Below are 15,679 nucleotides of genomic sequence, written 5' to 3' on the forward strand. Positions count from 1 at the left end.
TATTGCGAGCGGCGACTAGTCGCCCGCTAACGGCACCAGCAACACATCTACCTGGCTGGCGCTGACGACACTTTTTGCCGAGCAGGACGCGCGCGAAAAGAAACTGTGGTTATGGTTGCCGCAAATGACCAGATCAACATGGTGTTTGCGGCACACAGCTAAAATATGCTGGCTTAACTCACCTGATGCGATGAAAGTTTGTTCAATCGGATAATCCGCCTTTTCCCCCAGCATCTTAAGAAAATTCTCGGTCTCCTCATGCATAACCGCGCGTAAATCCTCCATCATGGGCGCGGCGAACTGGTTATACAGTTCGGGATCGGAAGCGAGAGTAATCAGGCTTACTTTCGCCTGAACAGGGCGGGCGATAGAGACCGCTTTAGCCAGTAGCTGGTGACTTTCCGGGGTGACGGCAACGGCGACAAGAATATGGGTGTAGCTCATAACTCGCTCCTTGATTGCAAGAATATGAGATTGTGCTTTAGCTTTACTCTGTTTAGCGCATTTCTGCAATGCGCTAATGCCACATTAATGTGAAGGACATCATAATTAATCATTAATTATTCTTATGTAAAGAATCGTGGCATAAGACACTTTTTACACACCACCAGGATGCTTTATTTAAACGGGTGAACAAGGAAAGCTAAAAGTTAAATCAAATGAGCTTATTTTTAACAGAGGAGGGCGTATGCTGTGACGAGATTAATTAATAACGTTTAATATTTAAGCCACTGTTTACTAAAGGTAAAATAGAATCGTTTCTAAAATAGAAATAATAGCCTGTTATCTATTATCCTGGCGTTATTTTAACAGAGAGAAACAAAAAAGAATTTGGTGTTGACGTACCCCTATTCAGCAGTGTGGAATAGAAAAAGTGAACATTAGGTTATTAATTAAACAAAGTAAAAGCCATGCTGATGGTTTTATAGTAAGTATTCTGTTAAATTATGTGATCTACATCACATATTTTCTAAAATCGCCGTCCCGCTCCGTTGTATGTCACGAAGCTGACGAGTAGAGTTGCGTCGAATTAGGAAAAATCTTAGGCATTTGTAAAAATTGATGTAAACGTGTAAGGCGAATCTCAGTGGGAAGCTGCGTTATACGTCACAATGTCCACAATGTCTGAGCGCTGCTATGCATTTGACCTTTTTGCTTCTTTTACCGGGCCTTCCCGGCGACATCACGGGGTGCGGCTACGTCGCACAAAAATAAAGTTGGTTATTCTGGATGGGAACAATGCATACATCCGAGTTGCTAAAACACATTTATGACATCAATTTGTCATATTTACTCCTTGCACAGCGTTTGATCGTCCAGGACAAAGCATCTGCGATGTTCCGCCTCGGTATCAACGAAGAGATGGCAAACACACTGGGCGCGTTGACCTTGCCGCAGATGGTCAAACTGGCGGAGACGAACCAGTTAGTTTGTCATTTCCGGTTTGACGATCATCAGACGATCACCCGTTTGACTCAGGATTCGCGCGTCGATGATTTACAGCAGATTCACACAGGTATCATGCTTTCAACGCGTCTGCTCAATGAAGTGGACGATACGGCGCGTAAGAAAAGGGCATGATAATGAGTGAAAAAAGCATTGTTCAGGAAGCTCGCGATATCCAGTTGGCGATGGAGTTGATTAATCTTGGCGCTCGTCTACAAATGCTGGAAAGCGAAACACAGCTCAGCCGTGGTCGCCTCATCAGGCTGTACAAAGAATTACGCGGTAGCCCGCCGCCTAAAGGGATGCTGCCATTTTCGACAGACTGGTTTATGACCTGGGAGCAAAATATTCATGCCTCCATGTTCTGCAACGCCTGGCAATTTTTACTGAAGACCGGCTTATGCAGCGGTGTGGATGCGGTGATTAAAGCTTATCGGCTTTATCTTGAGCAGTGTCCGCAACCGCCTGAAGGGCCGTTGTTGGCGCTGACTCGCGCATGGACGCTGGTGCGTTTTGTTGAAAGTGGGTTGCTTGAATTGTCGAGCTGTAACTGCTGCGGTGGGAACTTTATTACCCATGCGCATCAGCCCGTGGGCAGCTTTGCGTGTAGTTTATGCCAGCCGCCATCCCGCGCAGTAAAAAGACGTAAACTTTCCCGAGATGCTGCCGATATTATTCCACAACTGCTGGATGAACAGATCGAACAGGCTGTTTAACCGAAACGGTGTGGACAAACACTCCAGCAGCGGTAAGTCATTACCGCTGCTTTTTTTTGCCTTGCCTTCGCGTTAATCGCCCGACTGCGCATCCTGTCATAGTCAACAGCGGAAGGATGATGTCGTGCTTATCTTATTAGGTTACCTGGTGGTTATCGGTACAGTTTTCGGCGGTTATGTCATGACCGGCGGACACCTTGGGGCACTCTATCAACCTGCTGAACTGGTCATCATTGGCGGCGCGGGGATAGGGGCGTTCATTGTCGGCAACAACGGGAAGGCCATCAAAGGCACGATGAAAGCGATCCCGTTGTTATTTCGTCGTTCGAAATACACGAAATCTATGTACATGGATTTGCTGGCGTTGCTCTATCGCCTGATGGCCAAATCACGCCAGCAGGGGATGTTCTCCCTTGAACGCGATATTGAAAATCCGAAAGAGAGTGAAATCTTCGCCAGTTATCCGCGTATTCTGGCCGATGCGGTAATGCTTGATTTTATTGTCGATTATCTGCGCCTGATCATCAGCGGCAACATGAATACGTTCGAAATTGAAGCGTTGATGGATGAAGAGATTGAAACCCATGAAAGCGAGGCGGAAGTCCCGGCCAACAGTCTGGCGATGGTGGGGGATTCGCTGCCTGCCTTTGGTATCGTCGCGGCGGTAATGGGGGTGGTTCACGCTCTGGCTTCAGCCGATCGTCCGGCAGCGGAGTTGGGGGCGCTGATTGCCCATGCCATGGTAGGTACGTTCCTCGGTATTTTACTGGCTTATGGATTCATTTCACCGTTAGCGACCGTTTTGCGCCAGAAGAGCGCCGAAACCACCAAGATGATGCAGTGCGTAAAAATTACACTGCTGTCTAATCTGAACGGCTATGCGCCGCCGATTGCCGTGGAATTTGGTCGTAAAACGCTTTATTCCAGTGAGCGTCCATCGTTTATTGAGTTGGAAGAACACGTTCGCGCAGTGAGAAACCCAAACCAGCAGCAGACGACTGAGGAAGCATGAAAAATCAGGCTCATCCCATTGTCGTCGTAAAACGCCGCAGGCACAAACCGCACGGCGGCGGGGCGCACGGTTCCTGGAAAATTGCCTACGCCGATTTTATGACGGCGATGATGGCTTTTTTTCTGGTGATGTGGCTGATTTCCATCTCCAGCCCTAAAGAATTAATTCAGATTGCCGAATATTTTCGTACGCCGTTGGCCACCGCGGTAACGGGGGGGAACCGGATTGCCAATAGCGAGAGCCCGATACCAGGCGGCGGCGATGATTACACCCAACAGCAGGGTGAAGTGGAAAAGCAGCCGAATATCGACGAGCTGAAAAAACGGATGGAGCAGAGTCGCTTAAACAAACTGCGCGGCGATCTGGATCAACTGATCGAATCCGATCCCAAACTGCGCGCGTTACGTCCGCATCTGAAAATTGATTTGGTTCAGGAGGGGTTGCGCATCCAGATTATCGACAGCCAGAACCGCCCGATGTTTAAAACCGGCAGCGCCGAAGTTGAGCCGTATATGCGCGATATCCTGCGTGCGATTGCGCCAGTGTTAAACGGTATACCTAATCGCATTAGCCTGGCCGGCCATACCGATGACTTTCCCTACGCGAACGGCGAAAAAGGCTATAGCAACTGGGAGTTATCCGCCGATCGCGCCAATGCCTCGCGTCGCGAACTGGTCGCTGGCGGGCTGGATAACGGAAAAGTATTACGGGTGGTTGGCATGGCCGCCACGATGCGGCTGAGCGATCGCGGTCCTGATGACGCCATCAACCGCCGTATAAGCCTGCTGGTGTTAAACAAACAGGCGGAACAGGCCATTTTGCATGAAAACGCTGAAAGCCAGAATGAGCCGGTAAGTGTATTACAACAGCCTGCGGCAGCCCCGCCGGCAAGCGTACCCACATCGCCAAAAGCGGAACCGAGGTGATAGCGTGAGCATGGATATTAGCGATTTTTATCAGACATTTTTTGATGAAGCTGACGAGCTGTTAGCTGATATGGAGCAGCATCTGCTGGATTTGGTGCCGGAATCCCCGGACGCTGAACAACTGAACGCCATTTTTCGCGCGGCGCACTCCATTAAAGGCGGCGCGGGCACATTCGGCTTCACTATTCTGCAGGAAACCACGCATTTAATGGAAAACCTGCTGGATGAAGCCCGACGCGGTGAAATGCAGCTCAATACCGACATTATCAACCTGTTTTTGGAAACGAAAGATATTATGCAGGAACAGCTCGACGCCTATAAAAACTCCGAAGAGCCGGATGCCGCAAGCTTCGAATATATCTGCAATGCGCTACGCCAGTTGGCGCTGGAGGCGAAAGGCGAAACCACGCCGGCGGTCGTAGAAACCGCGGCACTAAGCGCGGCGATCCAGGAAGAGAGCGTAGCCGAAACCGAATCGCCTCGTGACGAGAGTAAACTGCGCATTGTACTTTCACGGTTGAAAGCCAATGAGGTCGATCTGCTTGAAGAAGAGTTGGGCAATCTGGCTACTCTGACGGATGTCGTCAAGGGAACGGATTCACTGTCGGCAACTCTGGATGGCAGCGTCGCGGAAGATGACATTGTCGCGGTGCTCTGTTTTGTCATCGAGGCCGATCAGATCGCTTTTGAAAAAGTGGTCGCCGCGCCGGTTGAAAAAGCGCAAGAGAAAACCGAGGTAGCGCCGGTAGCGCCTCCGGCAGTCGTTGCGCCAGCCGCCAAAAGCGCGGCGCATGAACATCATGCGGGGCGTGAAAAACCTGCGCGTGAACGCGAATCCACCAGCATTCGCGTGGCGGTAGAGAAAGTGGATCAGCTTATAAACCTGGTCGGCGAGTTAGTTATTACCCAGTCAATGTTGGCCCAGCGTTCTAACGAGCTGGACCCGGTAAACCACGGCGATCTCATTACCAGTATGGGTCAGTTACAACGTAACGCCCGCGACTTACAAGAGTCGGTGATGTCGATTCGCATGATGCCTATGGAGTACGTCTTCAGCCGTTTCCCGCGCCTGGTACGCGATTTAGCGGGTAAACTGGGCAAGCAGGTAGAGCTGACGCTGGTGGGGAGCTCCACTGAACTTGATAAAAGCCTGATCGAACGCATTATCGACCCGCTGACGCACCTGGTGCGCAACAGTCTCGACCACGGAATTGAAATGCCGGAAAAACGCCTTGAGGCGGGGAAAAATGTTGTCGGCAACCTGATTCTTTCCGCAGAGCATCAGGGCGGGAATATTTGTATTGAAGTGACCGATGACGGCGCGGGGCTTAACCGTGAGCGTATCCTGGCGAAGGCCATGTCGCAGGGGATGGCGGTGAATGAAAACATGAGCGACGATGAAGTGGGCATGTTGATCTTCGCGCCGGGATTCTCAACTGCGGAACAGGTCACGGATGTCTCCGGTCGCGGCGTTGGCATGGATGTGGTGAAACGTAACATTCAGGAGATGGGCGGTCACGTTGAGATCCAGTCAAAACAAGGCTCCGGCACCACGATTCGTATTCTGCTGCCGCTGACGCTGGCCATCCTCGATGGGATGTCGGTTCGCGTGGCGGGGGAAGTTTTTATCCTGCCGTTGAATGCGGTGATGGAGTCGCTGCAACCGCGTGAAGAGGATCTTCATCCGCTGGCGGGCGGCGAACGGGTTCTGGAAGTTCGCGGCGAGTATTTGCCGCTGGTCGAATTGTGGAAAGTGTTTGACGTGGACGGGGCGAAAACCGAAGCCACGCAGGGCATTGTTGTGATCCTGCAAAGCGCGGGACGCCGTTACGCGCTGCTGGTCGATCAGCTCATCGGTCAGCACCAGGTGGTGGTCAAAAATCTGGAAAGCAATTATCGCAAGGTACCGGGGATTTCCGCCGCGACGATCCTGGGCGACGGCAGCGTCGCGCTGATTGTTGATGTTTCCGCATTGCAGGGTTTAAACCGCGAACAACGTATGGCGATCACAGCCGCCTGATTGAGTGAGAAGGGAATAATATGACCGGTATGAGTAATGTAAGCAAACTGGCCGGCGAGCCGTCAGGTCAGGAATTCCTGGTGTTTACACTGGGAAATGAAGAGTACGGCATCGATATCCTGAAAGTGCAGGAGATCCGTGGCTATGACCAGGTGACGCGTATCGCCAATACACCGGCCTTTATAAAAGGGGTGACTAACCTGCGCGGCGTGATTGTACCCATTGTCGATCTGCGCGTGAAATTCTGTGAAGGCGACGTTGAGTATGATGACAATACGGTAGTGATCGTACTGAATCTGGGGCAACGCGTCGTCGGGATAGTGGTAGACGGTGTGTCTGACGTACTGTCGTTAACGGCGGAACAAATCCGTCCGGCGCCAGAATTTGCCGTGACCTTGTCAACAGAATATTTGACGGGATTGGGCGCGCTCGGCGAGCGTATGCTGATTCTGGTGAATATCGAAAAACTGCTTAACAGCGAAGAGATGGCGCTGCTGGATATCGCAGCATCACACGTCGCGTAATAACGTTGCCGGATGGCGTCGCGCCATCCGGCAATATTCACCGTTATGCTTCCGCCAGCGGTGAGAGTGCCTCTTCATCGCCCGCGCCCAGCCCCTGCATTTTGCGTCGGCATCGCCGCTGCGACACTGTTATTGTCAATGTCGTCTTCCGGAACAGCGTATTTCCTTTTTGCAAAAGTAAAGTTATCACCGCAGGTGCCGATAACGTTGATAACTCGTTATCAGGAAGGTGCCTTATGTTTAACCGTATCCGCGTTGTCACAATGCTGATGATGGTGCTGGGGGTTTTCGCACTGCTACAGCTTGTTTCCGGTGGTTTGCTGTTTTCTTCATTACAGCATAACCAGCAAGGTTTTGTTATTTCTAACGAATTACGCCAGCAACAAAGCGAACTCACGTCGACATGGGACTTAATGCTGCAAACGCGCATTAACCTGAGCCGCTCCGCCGCACGCATGATGATGGACGCTTCTAACCAGCAGAGCAGCGCCAAAACGGATTTACTCCAGAATGCAAAAACGACCCTCGCACAGGCGGCGGCGCACTACGCCAATTTCAAAAACATGACGCCATTGCCAGCGATGGCGGAGGCCAGCGCGAACGTCGATGAAAAATATCAGCGCTATCAGGCCGCATTAACCGAACTTATTCAGTTTCTGGACAATGGCAATATGGATGCCTACTTCGCCCAGCCAACCCAGGGAATGCAAAACGCGTTGGGCGAGGCGCTGGGCAATTACGCCCGGGTGAGCGAAAACCTGTACCGCCAGACATTTGATCAAAGCGCTCATGACTACCGTTTTGCGCAATGGCAACTGGGGGTTCTTGCGGTCGTGCTGGTGCTGATTTTGATGGTGGTTTGGTTCGGCATTCGTCATGCCCTGCTTAACCCATTAGCGCGAGTGATTACTCATATCCGTGAAATTGCCAGCGGCGATCTGACGAAAACGCTCACCGTCTCAGGACGTAATGAAATTGGCGAACTGGCGGGAACGGTTGAACATATGCAACGCTCGCTGATTGACACCGTGACGCAGGTTCGTGAAGGTTCGGATGCGATTTATTCCGGCACCAGTGAAATTGCCGCCGGTAATACCGACCTCTCTTCCCGTACCGAACAACAAGCCTCCGCTCTGGAAGAGACGGCGGCCAGCATGGAACAACTGACGGCCACCGTGAAGCAAAACGCCGATAACGCCCGTCAGGCTTCGCAACTGGCGCAAAGCGCCTCCGAGACCGCGCGTCATGGCGGCAAAGTGGTCGACGGCGTAGTAAACACTATGCACGAAATTGCCGACAGTTCGAAAAAAATCGCTGACATTATCAGCGTTATCGACGGTATTGCCTTCCAGACTAACATTCTGGCGCTGAACGCGGCGGTAGAAGCGGCGCGCGCGGGAGAGCAGGGGCGCGGTTTTGCGGTCGTGGCAGGCGAGGTGCGTAATCTGGCCAGCCGCAGCGCCCAGGCGGCGAAAGAAATAAAAGCGTTGATTGAAGATTCCGTCTCGCGTGTCGATACCGGTTCTGTGCTGGTGGAGAGCGCTGGGGAAACCATGACTGACATCGTCAATGCCGTTACACGCGTCACGGATATCATGGGCGAAATCGCCTCCGCCTCGGATGAGCAAAGCCGGGGTATCGATCAGGTCGCTTTGGCCGTTTCCGAAATGGATCGCGTAACGCAACAGAACGCCTCGCTGGTTCAGGAATCCGCAGCGGCCGCCGCCGCGCTGGAAGAGCAGGCCAGCCGTCTGACCCAGGCGGTATCGGCTTTCCGCCTGGCATCGCGACCGCTGGCGGTAAATAAACCTGAGATGCGTTTGTCAGTGGACGCTCAGTCCGGCAATACGCCGCGGCCCTTAGCCGCCGGGGATGATGCGAACTGGGAAACCTTCTGATCGACGTGCGCTGTCGGTTATCGATTAATTTGCGAACCCGCCGATCCCTTTCGTCTGGTTCGCATAGATAAAAGCAAAAAATGTGTAATACGGGAAGCATGGCGCTGCCGCAGGGCGCGCCCGTTGTATTTTGAATGTGATTAAGAAGGCGCTATGACATCATCTCTGCCCCCCGGGCAAACGTCAGTATTGTTACAGATGACACAGCGCCTCGCGCTGTCCGACGCGCATTTTCGTCGGATATGTCAATTAATCTACCAGCGCGCAGGGATCGTGCTGGCCGACCATAAGCGGGATATGGTTTATAACCGCCTGGTCCGTCGGCTGCGTGCCCTGGGACTGGATGATTTTGGCCGTTATCTCAGTATGCTGGAGGCTAACCAAAACAGCGCTGAGTGGCAGGCTTTTATCAACGCTCTGACTACCAACCTGACCGCTTTTTTTCGCGAGGCGCACCATTTTCCCATCCTTGCGGAACATGCGCGTCGCCGCCACGGCGAGTACCGCGTCTGGAGTGCGGCGGCATCGACAGGAGAAGAACCTTACAGTATCGCCATTACGCTGGCGGATGCGTTGGGGATGGCCCCCGGTCGCTGGAAAGTATTCGCCAGCGATATTGATACTGAAGTGCTGGAAAAAGCGAGAAGCGGTATTTATCGCCTCAGCGAACTGAAAACGTTATCGCCGCAGCAGCTACAACGTTATTTCATGCGCGGTACGGGGCCGCATGAAGGACTGGTGCGCGTGCGTCAGGAACTGGCCAATTATGTTGAATTTTCCTCCGTTAATTTGTTGGAAAAGCAGTACAACGTACCTGATCCCTTTGACGCGATTTTTTGCCGTAACGTCATGATCTATTTTGATAAAACGACTCAGGAGGACATTCTGCGCCGTTTTGTTCCACTCCTTAAACCTGACGGACTGTTGTTTGCCGGTCACTCAGAAAACTTTAGCAACCTCGTGCGCGAGTTTAGCCTGCGCGGACAGACGGTGTATGCGCTAAGTAAGGATAAAGCATGAGTAAAATCAGGGTATTGTCAGTTGATGATTCCGCGCTAATGCGCCAAATCATGACTGAAATTATTAATAGCCATAGCGACATGGAGATGGTGGCGACTGCGCCGGACCCGTTGGTCGCCAGGGATCTCATCAAAAAATTTAATCCGGACGTATTGACCCTGGACGTTGAGATGCCGCGTATGGACGGCCTCGATTTTCTGGAAAAACTGATGCGCCTGCGACCGATGCCGGTGGTGATGGTCTCTTCGCTGACCGGTAAAGGTTCCGAAGTGACGCTACGGGCGCTGGAGTTGGGGGCCATCGATTTTGTCACTAAACCGCAGCTTGGCATTCGTGAAGGTATGCTGGCGTATAGCGAGATGATCGCCGAAAAAGTGCGTACCGCCGCGCGGGCCCGCATCGCCGCACATAAACCGGTGGCGGCCCCGGCAACCTTAAAAGCCGGTCCGCTCCTCAGTTCGGAGAAACTGATTGCTATCGGCGCTTCAACGGGCGGTACTGAAGCTATCCGACATGTGCTGCAACCGCTGCCGCTTTCCAGTCCGGCAGTGATTATTACGCAGCATATGCCGCCTGGCTTTACCCGCTCGTTTGCCGAGCGCCTGAATAAACTCTGTCAAATCAGCGTGAAGGAGGCCGAGGACGGCGAACGCGTATTGCCAGGTCATGCCTACATTGCGCCCGGCGACAAGCATATGGAGCTGGCGCGTAGCGGGGCGAATTATCAAATCAAAATTCATGATGGCCCGCCGGTAAACCGGCATCGGCCTTCCGTGGATGTGCTGTTTCATTCGGTGGCGAAACACGCGGGGCGCAACGCCGTAGGCGTCATTCTTACGGGGATGGGCAACGATGGCGCCGCTGGAATGTTAGCGATGTACCAGGCTGGCGCCTGGACCATTGCGCAAAACGAAGCAAGTTGTGTGGTGTTCGGCATGCCGCGCGAGGCCATCAATATGGGTGGCGTAAGCGAAGTGGTCGATCTTAGCCAGGTAAGCCAGCAGATGCTGGCGAAAATCAGTGCCGGACAGGCGATACGTATTTGAACCAGGAGTAGTATTTTATGGCGGATAAAGAGCTTAAATTTTTGGTTGTGGATGACTTTTCGACCATGCGTCGTATCGTGCGCAACCTCTTAAAAGAGCTTGGATTTAACAATGTGGAAGAGGCCGAAGACGGCGTCGATGCGCTGAACAAGCTCCAGGCGGGCGGCTTTGGTTTTATTATCTCCGACTGGAACATGCCGAATATGGATGGCCTGGAGCTGCTGAAAACCATTCGCGCCGATAGCGCCATGTCGGCGTTACCCGTGTTGATGGTCACGGCGGAAGCCAAGAAAGAGAATATTATCGCCGCCGCACAGGCTGGCGCCAGCGGTTATGTCGTAAAACCGTTCACCGCAGCGACTCTGGAAGAGAAGCTCAACAAAATCTTTGAGAAACTGGGCATGTGAGGATGCGATGATGATGCAACCATCTATCAAGCCTGCTGATGAAGGCTCAGCAGGAGACATCATTGCGCGCATCGGTAGTCTGACCCGAATGCTGCGCGACAGCCTGCGTGAACTGGGGCTGGACCAGGCGATTGCCGAAGCGGCGGAGGCGATCCCTGATGCGCGCGACCGTCTGGATTACGTCGTCCAGATGACGGCGCAGGCGGCGGAACGCGCGCTAAACAGTGTCGAAGCTTCGCAGCCGCATCAGGATGCGATGGAAAAAGAGGCGAAAGCGCTAACCCAACGTTGGGACGAGTGGTTTGACAATCCGATCGAGCTTTCCGACGCCCGTGAACTGGTGACGGATACGCGCCAGTTTCTCAGGGATGTCCCGGGCCATACCAGCTTTACTAACGCGCAACTGCTGGACATCATGATGGCGCAGGATTTCCAGGATCTGACGGGTCAGGTGATCAAACGCATGATGGACGTGATTCAGGAGATTGAGCGCCAGTTGTTAATGGTGCTGCTGGAAAACATCCCGGAACAGAGCGCGCGACCAAAACGCGAGAACGAAAGCTTACTCAACGGCCCGCAGGTGGATACCTCGAAAGCTGGCGTCGTCGCCAGTCAGGATCAGGTGGACGACCTGCTGGACAGTCTTGGCTTTTAAGCTTTTTTGACCTGATGGCGCTGCGCTTATCGGGTCCGAATCCGTCAACCAGGCCGGATACGAGACTTTCTTATCGTATCCGGCTATCTCTATTAACGCCATAAACCCCGCCTTTTTTACCGCTTACTCTGCCCATTGGCGTAAAGCGGTTCTGGCATCATTCTCGCTTATCAATCTATCCAGGGTTTGCTGCGTGGCAGAAGAGAGCGACGACGACAAAACAGAAGCCCCCACACCCCACCGACTTGAAAAAGCGCGGGAAGAAGGGCAGATCCCCCGTTCCAGAGAACTGACCTCACTGCTGATATTGCTGGTGGGCGTTTGTATTATTTGGTTCGGCGGCGAGTCGTTAGCGCGGCAACTGGCGGGAATGCTCTCAGCAGGCCTGCACTTCGATCACCGTATGGTGAACGATCCTAACCTGATCCTGGGGCAGATAATTTTGCTGATTAAAGCGGCGATGATGGCACTGCTACCGCTCATCGCGGGCGTGGTGCTGGTGGCGCTTATCTCGCCGGTCATGCTTGGCGGCCTGATTTTTAGCGGTAAGTCGCTACAGCCAAAATTTTCTAAATTAAACCCGCTGCCGGGAATTAAGCGCATGTTTTCGGCGCAGACTGGCGCGGAACTGCTAAAAGCGGTGTTGAAATCCACGCTGGTCGGCTGCGTTACCGGCTTTTATCTCTGGCATAACTGGCCGCAAATGATGCGCTTGATGGCGGAGTCGCCGATCGTCGCAATGGGGAATGCGCTGGATCTGGTTGGACTCTGCGCGTTACTGGTGGTACTGGGCGTGATTCCGATGGTGGGATTTGACGTGTTTTTCCAGATCTTTAGCCACCTGAAAAAATTACGCATGTCGCGACAGGACATTCGCGACGAATTTAAAGAGAGCGAAGGCGATCCGCATGTTAAGGGCAAAATTCGCCAGATGCAACGCGCCGCCGCGCAGCGCCGCATGATGGAAGATGTGCCGAAAGCGGACGTCATTGTCACTAACCCGACGCACTATTCCGTGGCGCTGCAGTATGACGAAAACAAAATGAGCGCGCCGAAAGTGGTCGCGAAGGGGGCTGGATTAATAGCGCTGCGCATTCGCGAGATCGGCGCTGAACATCGGGTTCCCACTTTAGAAGCGCCGCCGCTGGCGCGGGCATTATATCGCCACGCCGAAATCGGTCAGCAAATTCCCGGGCAGTTATATGCTGCCGTTGCGGAAGTGTTGGCCTGGGTCTGGCAGCTTAAACGCTGGCGGCTTGCGGGCGGGCAACGTCCTCCACAACCTGAGAACCTTCCGGTGCCAGAAGCGCTGGATTTTATGAACGAGAAGAATACTGATGGCTAATCTGGTCGCGATGCTGCGCCTGCCCAGCAACCTGAAATCGACGCAATGGCAAATTCTTGCCGGGCCGATCCTCATTCTGCTGATTTTGTCGATGATGGTGCTGCCGCTACCTGCTTTTATCCTCGACTTATTGTTTACCTTTAATATTGCGCTATCGATTATGGTGCTGCTGGTGGCGATGTTTACCCAGCGTACTCTGGATTTTGCCGCGTTTCCGACCATTCTGCTGTTTACCACGCTACTGCGTCTGGCGCTTAACGTAGCCTCAACGCGCATTATTTTGATGGAAGGGCATACCGGCGCGGCGGCGGCGGGAAAGGTGGTGGAGGCGTTTGGTCATTTCCTGGTCGGCGGTAACTTCGCGATCGGGATTGTGGTTTTTATCATCCTCGTCATTATCAACTTCATGGTCATCACCAAAGGCGCCGGACGTATTGCCGAAGTCGGCGCGCGCTTTGTGCTGGACGGTATGCCCGGCAAGCAAATGGCGATTGACGCCGATCTTAATGCCGGTCTGATTGGTGAAGACGAGGCCAAAAAACGGCGTTCGGAAGTCACTCAGGAAGCCGATTTCTACGGCTCGATGGACGGGGCAAGTAAATTTGTGCGCGGCGACGCCATCGCCGGTATTCTCATCATGGTCATTAACGTGGTAGGCGGGCTGCTGGTCGGCGTATTGCAGCACGGAATGAGCATAGGCAGCGCGGCGGAAAGCTACACCCTGCTGACCATTGGCGACGGCCTGGTCGCCCAGATCCCGGCGCTGGTTATCTCCACGGCGGCGGGCGTCATTGTGACCCGCGTCAGTACCGATCAGGATGTAGGCGAGCAGATGGTTGGCCAACTGTTCAGTAATCCAAGGGTGATGCTGCTGGCGGCGGCGGTGCTGGGGCTGCTTGGCATGGTGCCAGGAATGCCTAACCTGGTATTTTTACTCTTTACCGCCGCTTTGCTCGGCCTGGCATGGTGGCTGCGCGGGCGTGAAGAAAAAGCGCCGGAGGAGCCGCAGCCGGTAAAAATGCCGGAAAATAACTCGGTGGTCGAAGCCACCTGGAATGACGTACAGCTTGAGGATTCACTGGGGATGGAAGTGGGCTACCGCCTGATCCCGATGGTGGATTTTCAACAGGATGGCGAATTGCTCGGACGTATTCGCAGTATTCGTAAAAAATTCGCTCAGGATATGGGGTTCCTGCCGCCGGTTGTCCATATTCGCGACAATATGGATTTACAGCCTGCGCGCTACCGTATTTTGATGAAAGGGGTAGAGATTGGCAGCGGGGACGCCTATCCGGGACGCTGGCTGGCTATTAACCCTGGCACGGCGGCGGGAACGCTACCGGGCGAGAAAACCGTCGATCCAGCTTTTGGCCTTGATGCCATCTGGATTGAAAGCGCCCTGAAAGAGCAGGCGCAAATTCAGGGCTTTACCGTTGTTGAAGCCAGTACCGTTGTGGCGACGCACCTTAACCACTTGATTGGCCAATTCTCCGCCGAACTGTTTGGCCGCCAGGAAGCGCAGCAACTGTTGGATCGTGTCTCTCAGGAGATGCCTAAACTCACGGAAGATCTGGTCCCCGGCGTCGTGACCCTCACGACTTTACATAAAGTCCTGCAAAACTTACTGGCGGAAAAAGTCCCGATTCGCGATATGCGCACCATTCTGGAAACGCTGGCGGAACATGCGCCGTTACAAAGCGATCCGCATGAATTAACCGCCGTGGTACGCGTGGCATTAGGACGAGCGATTACGCAACAGTGGTTCCCCGGTAATGAAGAAGTGCAGGTGATTGGCCTGGATACCGCGCTGGAGCGTTTGCTGCTTCAGGCATTGCAGGGCGGCGGTGGACTTGAGCCGGGGTTGGCGGATCGCCTGCTGGCGCAGACGCAAGAGGCGCTTTCTCGCCAGGAAATGCTTGGCGCGCCGCCGGTATTGCTGGTTAACCATGCGCTACGTCCATTATTGTCCCGCTTTTTGCGGCGCAGTTTACCGCAGCTGGTGGTGTTGTCGAACCTTGAGCTTTCCGATAACCGTCATATCCGCATGACGGCGACCATTGGAGGAAAATAATGCGTAAATGGCTGGCGTTGTTGCTCTTTCCCCTGACGGTTCAGGCCGCAGGCGAAGGCGCGTGGCAGGATAGCGGTATGGGCGTAACCTTAAATTACCGGGGCGTTTCCGCATCGTCTTCGCCATTGTCGGCGCGTCAGCCGGTTTCCGGTGTGATGACGTTGGTCGCCTGGCGTTATGAACTGAATGGCCCGACCCCCGCGGGCTTACGGGTACGTTTATGTTCCCAGTCCCGTTGCGTAGAACTTGATGGTCAGAGTGGCACGACCCACGGTTTTGCTCATGTTCCCGCAGTCGAGCCGCTCCGCTTTGTCTGGGAAGTCCCCGGCGGCGGCCGACTTATCCCGGCGTTAAAAGTGCGGAGCAATCAGGTGATTGTGAACTACCGCTAACCGCCCCTTTCTTTGCCAGGTAGCAGACCTGACTCTCTTTTTGAATAAATAGAAACGCTGTTTTATAAAATGGTGAGGTAGATTGCCGGACTCTTTGCGTTTTTGCCATTTACGCTCTGGCAATGGCAGAAACAAAAAGGTTTCCGCCCAGCTTAGCTTTTACTGTAGCGAATCGACTGCGTCGGCGGTAAAACTGCACGC

Annotated in this window: 16 protein-coding genes; 14 read left to right on the forward strand and 2 right to left on the reverse strand. The window is 53.5% G+C overall.

The annotated features are described in order from the left end of the window. Positions 1-15: 15 nt before the first annotated feature. Both uspC and OLG56_RS09160 read right to left on the reverse strand, forming a co-directional pair. Entirely contained in the window at positions 16-444 is a 429-nt protein-coding gene (gene uspC, locus OLG56_RS09155; RefSeq protein WP_000122606.1) for a universal stress protein UspC, read from the reverse strand. Beyond that, on the reverse strand, positions 441-557 hold the full coding sequence (locus OLG56_RS09160) for a hypothetical protein (protein WP_001604673.1): 117 nt from the start codon (positions 555-557) through the stop codon (positions 441-443). Before OLG56_RS09160 ends, uspC begins: the two co-directional genes overlap by 4 nt. A 682-nt stretch (positions 558-1,239) precedes the next feature. Here OLG56_RS09160 and flhD point away from each other — a divergent pair. The 14 genes from flhD to flhE all read left to right on the forward strand — a co-directional run bounded on the left by flhD (position 1,240) and on the right by flhE (position 15,478). After that, positions 1,240-1,581, forward strand: coding sequence for a flagellar transcriptional regulator FlhD (flhD, locus tag OLG56_RS09165; protein ID WP_001518146.1), 342 nt, complete (start codon positions 1,240-1,242; stop codon positions 1,579-1,581). After that, positions 1,578-2,162, forward strand: a complete 585-nt coding sequence (flhC, locus tag OLG56_RS09170) for a flagellar transcriptional regulator FlhC (RefSeq protein ID WP_000605987.1) — start codon at positions 1,578-1,580, stop codon at positions 2,160-2,162. Before flhD ends, flhC begins: the two co-directional genes overlap by 4 nt. A 124-nt stretch (positions 2,163-2,286) precedes the next feature. Next, positions 2,287-3,174, forward strand: coding sequence for a flagellar motor stator protein MotA (gene motA / locus OLG56_RS09175; protein ID WP_000906312.1), 888 nt, complete (start codon positions 2,287-2,289; stop codon positions 3,172-3,174). Beyond that, complete coding sequence (gene motB / locus OLG56_RS09180; RefSeq protein ID WP_000795653.1) at positions 3,171-4,100, forward strand: flagellar motor protein MotB; 930 nt, start codon at positions 3,171-3,173, stop codon at positions 4,098-4,100. The genes motA and motB overlap by 4 nt, the downstream gene beginning before the upstream one ends. A 4-nt stretch (positions 4,101-4,104) precedes the next feature. After that, positions 4,105-6,120 carry a chemotaxis protein CheA gene (cheA, locus tag OLG56_RS09185; protein WP_072274995.1) on the forward strand — a complete coding sequence of 672 codons (2,016 nt, stop codon included), beginning with the start codon at positions 4,105-4,107 and terminating at the stop codon, positions 6,118-6,120. Positions 6,121-6,140: 20 nt separating this feature from the next. Continuing rightward, a complete protein-coding gene (gene cheW, locus OLG56_RS09190; protein ID WP_000147295.1) occupies positions 6,141-6,644 on the forward strand; it encodes a chemotaxis protein CheW in 504 nt (167 codons plus the stop codon). Positions 6,645-6,880: 236 nt separating this feature from the next. After that, a complete protein-coding gene (gene tar, locus OLG56_RS09195; RefSeq protein ID WP_000483279.1) occupies positions 6,881-8,542 on the forward strand; it encodes a methyl-accepting chemotaxis protein II in 1,662 nt (553 codons plus the stop codon). Between the two features lie 153 nt (positions 8,543-8,695). After that, a complete protein-coding gene (gene cheR, locus OLG56_RS09200; RefSeq protein ID WP_023225908.1) occupies positions 8,696-9,562 on the forward strand; it encodes a protein-glutamate O-methyltransferase CheR in 867 nt (288 codons plus the stop codon). Next, complete coding sequence (gene cheB, locus OLG56_RS09205) at positions 9,559-10,608, forward strand: protein-glutamate methylesterase/protein glutamine deamidase (RefSeq protein WP_000036395.1); 1,050 nt, start codon at positions 9,559-9,561, stop codon at positions 10,606-10,608. The genes cheR and cheB overlap by 4 nt, the downstream gene beginning before the upstream one ends. A 17-nt stretch (positions 10,609-10,625) precedes the next feature. Continuing rightward, complete coding sequence (gene cheY, locus OLG56_RS09210) at positions 10,626-11,015, forward strand: chemotaxis response regulator CheY (protein WP_000763861.1); 390 nt, start codon at positions 10,626-10,628, stop codon at positions 11,013-11,015. A 10-nt stretch (positions 11,016-11,025) separates the two neighbouring features. After that, complete coding sequence (gene cheZ / locus OLG56_RS09215) at positions 11,026-11,670, forward strand: protein phosphatase CheZ (protein WP_000983586.1); 645 nt, start codon at positions 11,026-11,028, stop codon at positions 11,668-11,670. Positions 11,671-11,863: 193 nt separating this feature from the next. Beyond that, entirely contained in the window at positions 11,864-13,015 is a 1,152-nt protein-coding gene (gene flhB, locus OLG56_RS09220; protein ID WP_000797084.1) for a flagellar biosynthesis protein FlhB, read from the forward strand. Continuing rightward, complete coding sequence (gene flhA / locus OLG56_RS09225; RefSeq protein ID WP_000002386.1) at positions 13,008-15,086, forward strand: flagellar biosynthesis protein FlhA; 2,079 nt, start codon at positions 13,008-13,010, stop codon at positions 15,084-15,086. Before flhB ends, flhA begins: the two co-directional genes overlap by 8 nt. After that, positions 15,086-15,478 (forward strand): flagellar protein FlhE, encoded by a 393-nt coding sequence (gene flhE / locus OLG56_RS09230; protein WP_001233619.1) that lies wholly within the window; start codon positions 15,086-15,088, stop codon positions 15,476-15,478. The genes flhA and flhE overlap by 1 nt, the downstream gene beginning before the upstream one ends. Positions 15,479-15,679 lie beyond the last annotated feature (201 nt).

This window comes from Salmonella sp. 2018103, from assembly GCF_026247685.1.
Classification (GTDB): domain Bacteria; phylum Pseudomonadota; class Gammaproteobacteria; order Enterobacterales; family Enterobacteriaceae; genus Salmonella; species Salmonella enterica.

What these genes read in the sequence shown, in the direction of transcription:
- flhA (WP_000002386.1), top strand. Translation starts at nt 13,008, where the DNA reads ATGGCTAATCTGGTCGCGATGCTGCGCCTGCCCAGCAACCTGAAATCG.
- cheR (WP_023225908.1), top strand. Translation starts at nt 8,696, where the DNA reads ATGACATCATCTCTGCCCCCCGGGCAAACGTCAGTATTGTTACAGATG.
- cheZ (WP_000983586.1), top strand. Translation starts at nt 11,026, where the DNA reads ATGATGCAACCATCTATCAAGCCTGCTGATGAAGGCTCAGCAGGAGAC.
- flhD (WP_001518146.1), top strand. Translation starts at nt 1,240, where the DNA reads ATGCATACATCCGAGTTGCTAAAACACATTTATGACATCAATTTGTCA.
- tar (WP_000483279.1), top strand. Translation starts at nt 6,881, where the DNA reads ATGTTTAACCGTATCCGCGTTGTCACAATGCTGATGATGGTGCTGGGG.
- flhE (WP_001233619.1), top strand. Translation starts at nt 15,086, where the DNA reads ATGCGTAAATGGCTGGCGTTGTTGCTCTTTCCCCTGACGGTTCAGGCC.
- OLG56_RS09160 (WP_001604673.1), bottom strand. Translation starts at nt 557, where the DNA reads ATGATTAATTATGATGTCCTTCACATTAATGTGGCATTAGCGCATTGC.
- uspC (WP_000122606.1), bottom strand. Translation starts at nt 444, where the DNA reads ATGAGCTACACCCATATTCTTGTCGCCGTTGCCGTCACCCCGGAAAGT.
- cheB (WP_000036395.1), top strand. Translation starts at nt 9,559, where the DNA reads ATGAGTAAAATCAGGGTATTGTCAGTTGATGATTCCGCGCTAATGCGC.
- motB (WP_000795653.1), top strand. Translation starts at nt 3,171, where the DNA reads ATGAAAAATCAGGCTCATCCCATTGTCGTCGTAAAACGCCGCAGGCAC.
- cheW (WP_000147295.1), top strand. Translation starts at nt 6,141, where the DNA reads ATGACCGGTATGAGTAATGTAAGCAAACTGGCCGGCGAGCCGTCAGGT.
- cheY (WP_000763861.1), top strand. Translation starts at nt 10,626, where the DNA reads ATGGCGGATAAAGAGCTTAAATTTTTGGTTGTGGATGACTTTTCGACC.
- flhC (WP_000605987.1), top strand. Translation starts at nt 1,578, where the DNA reads ATGATAATGAGTGAAAAAAGCATTGTTCAGGAAGCTCGCGATATCCAG.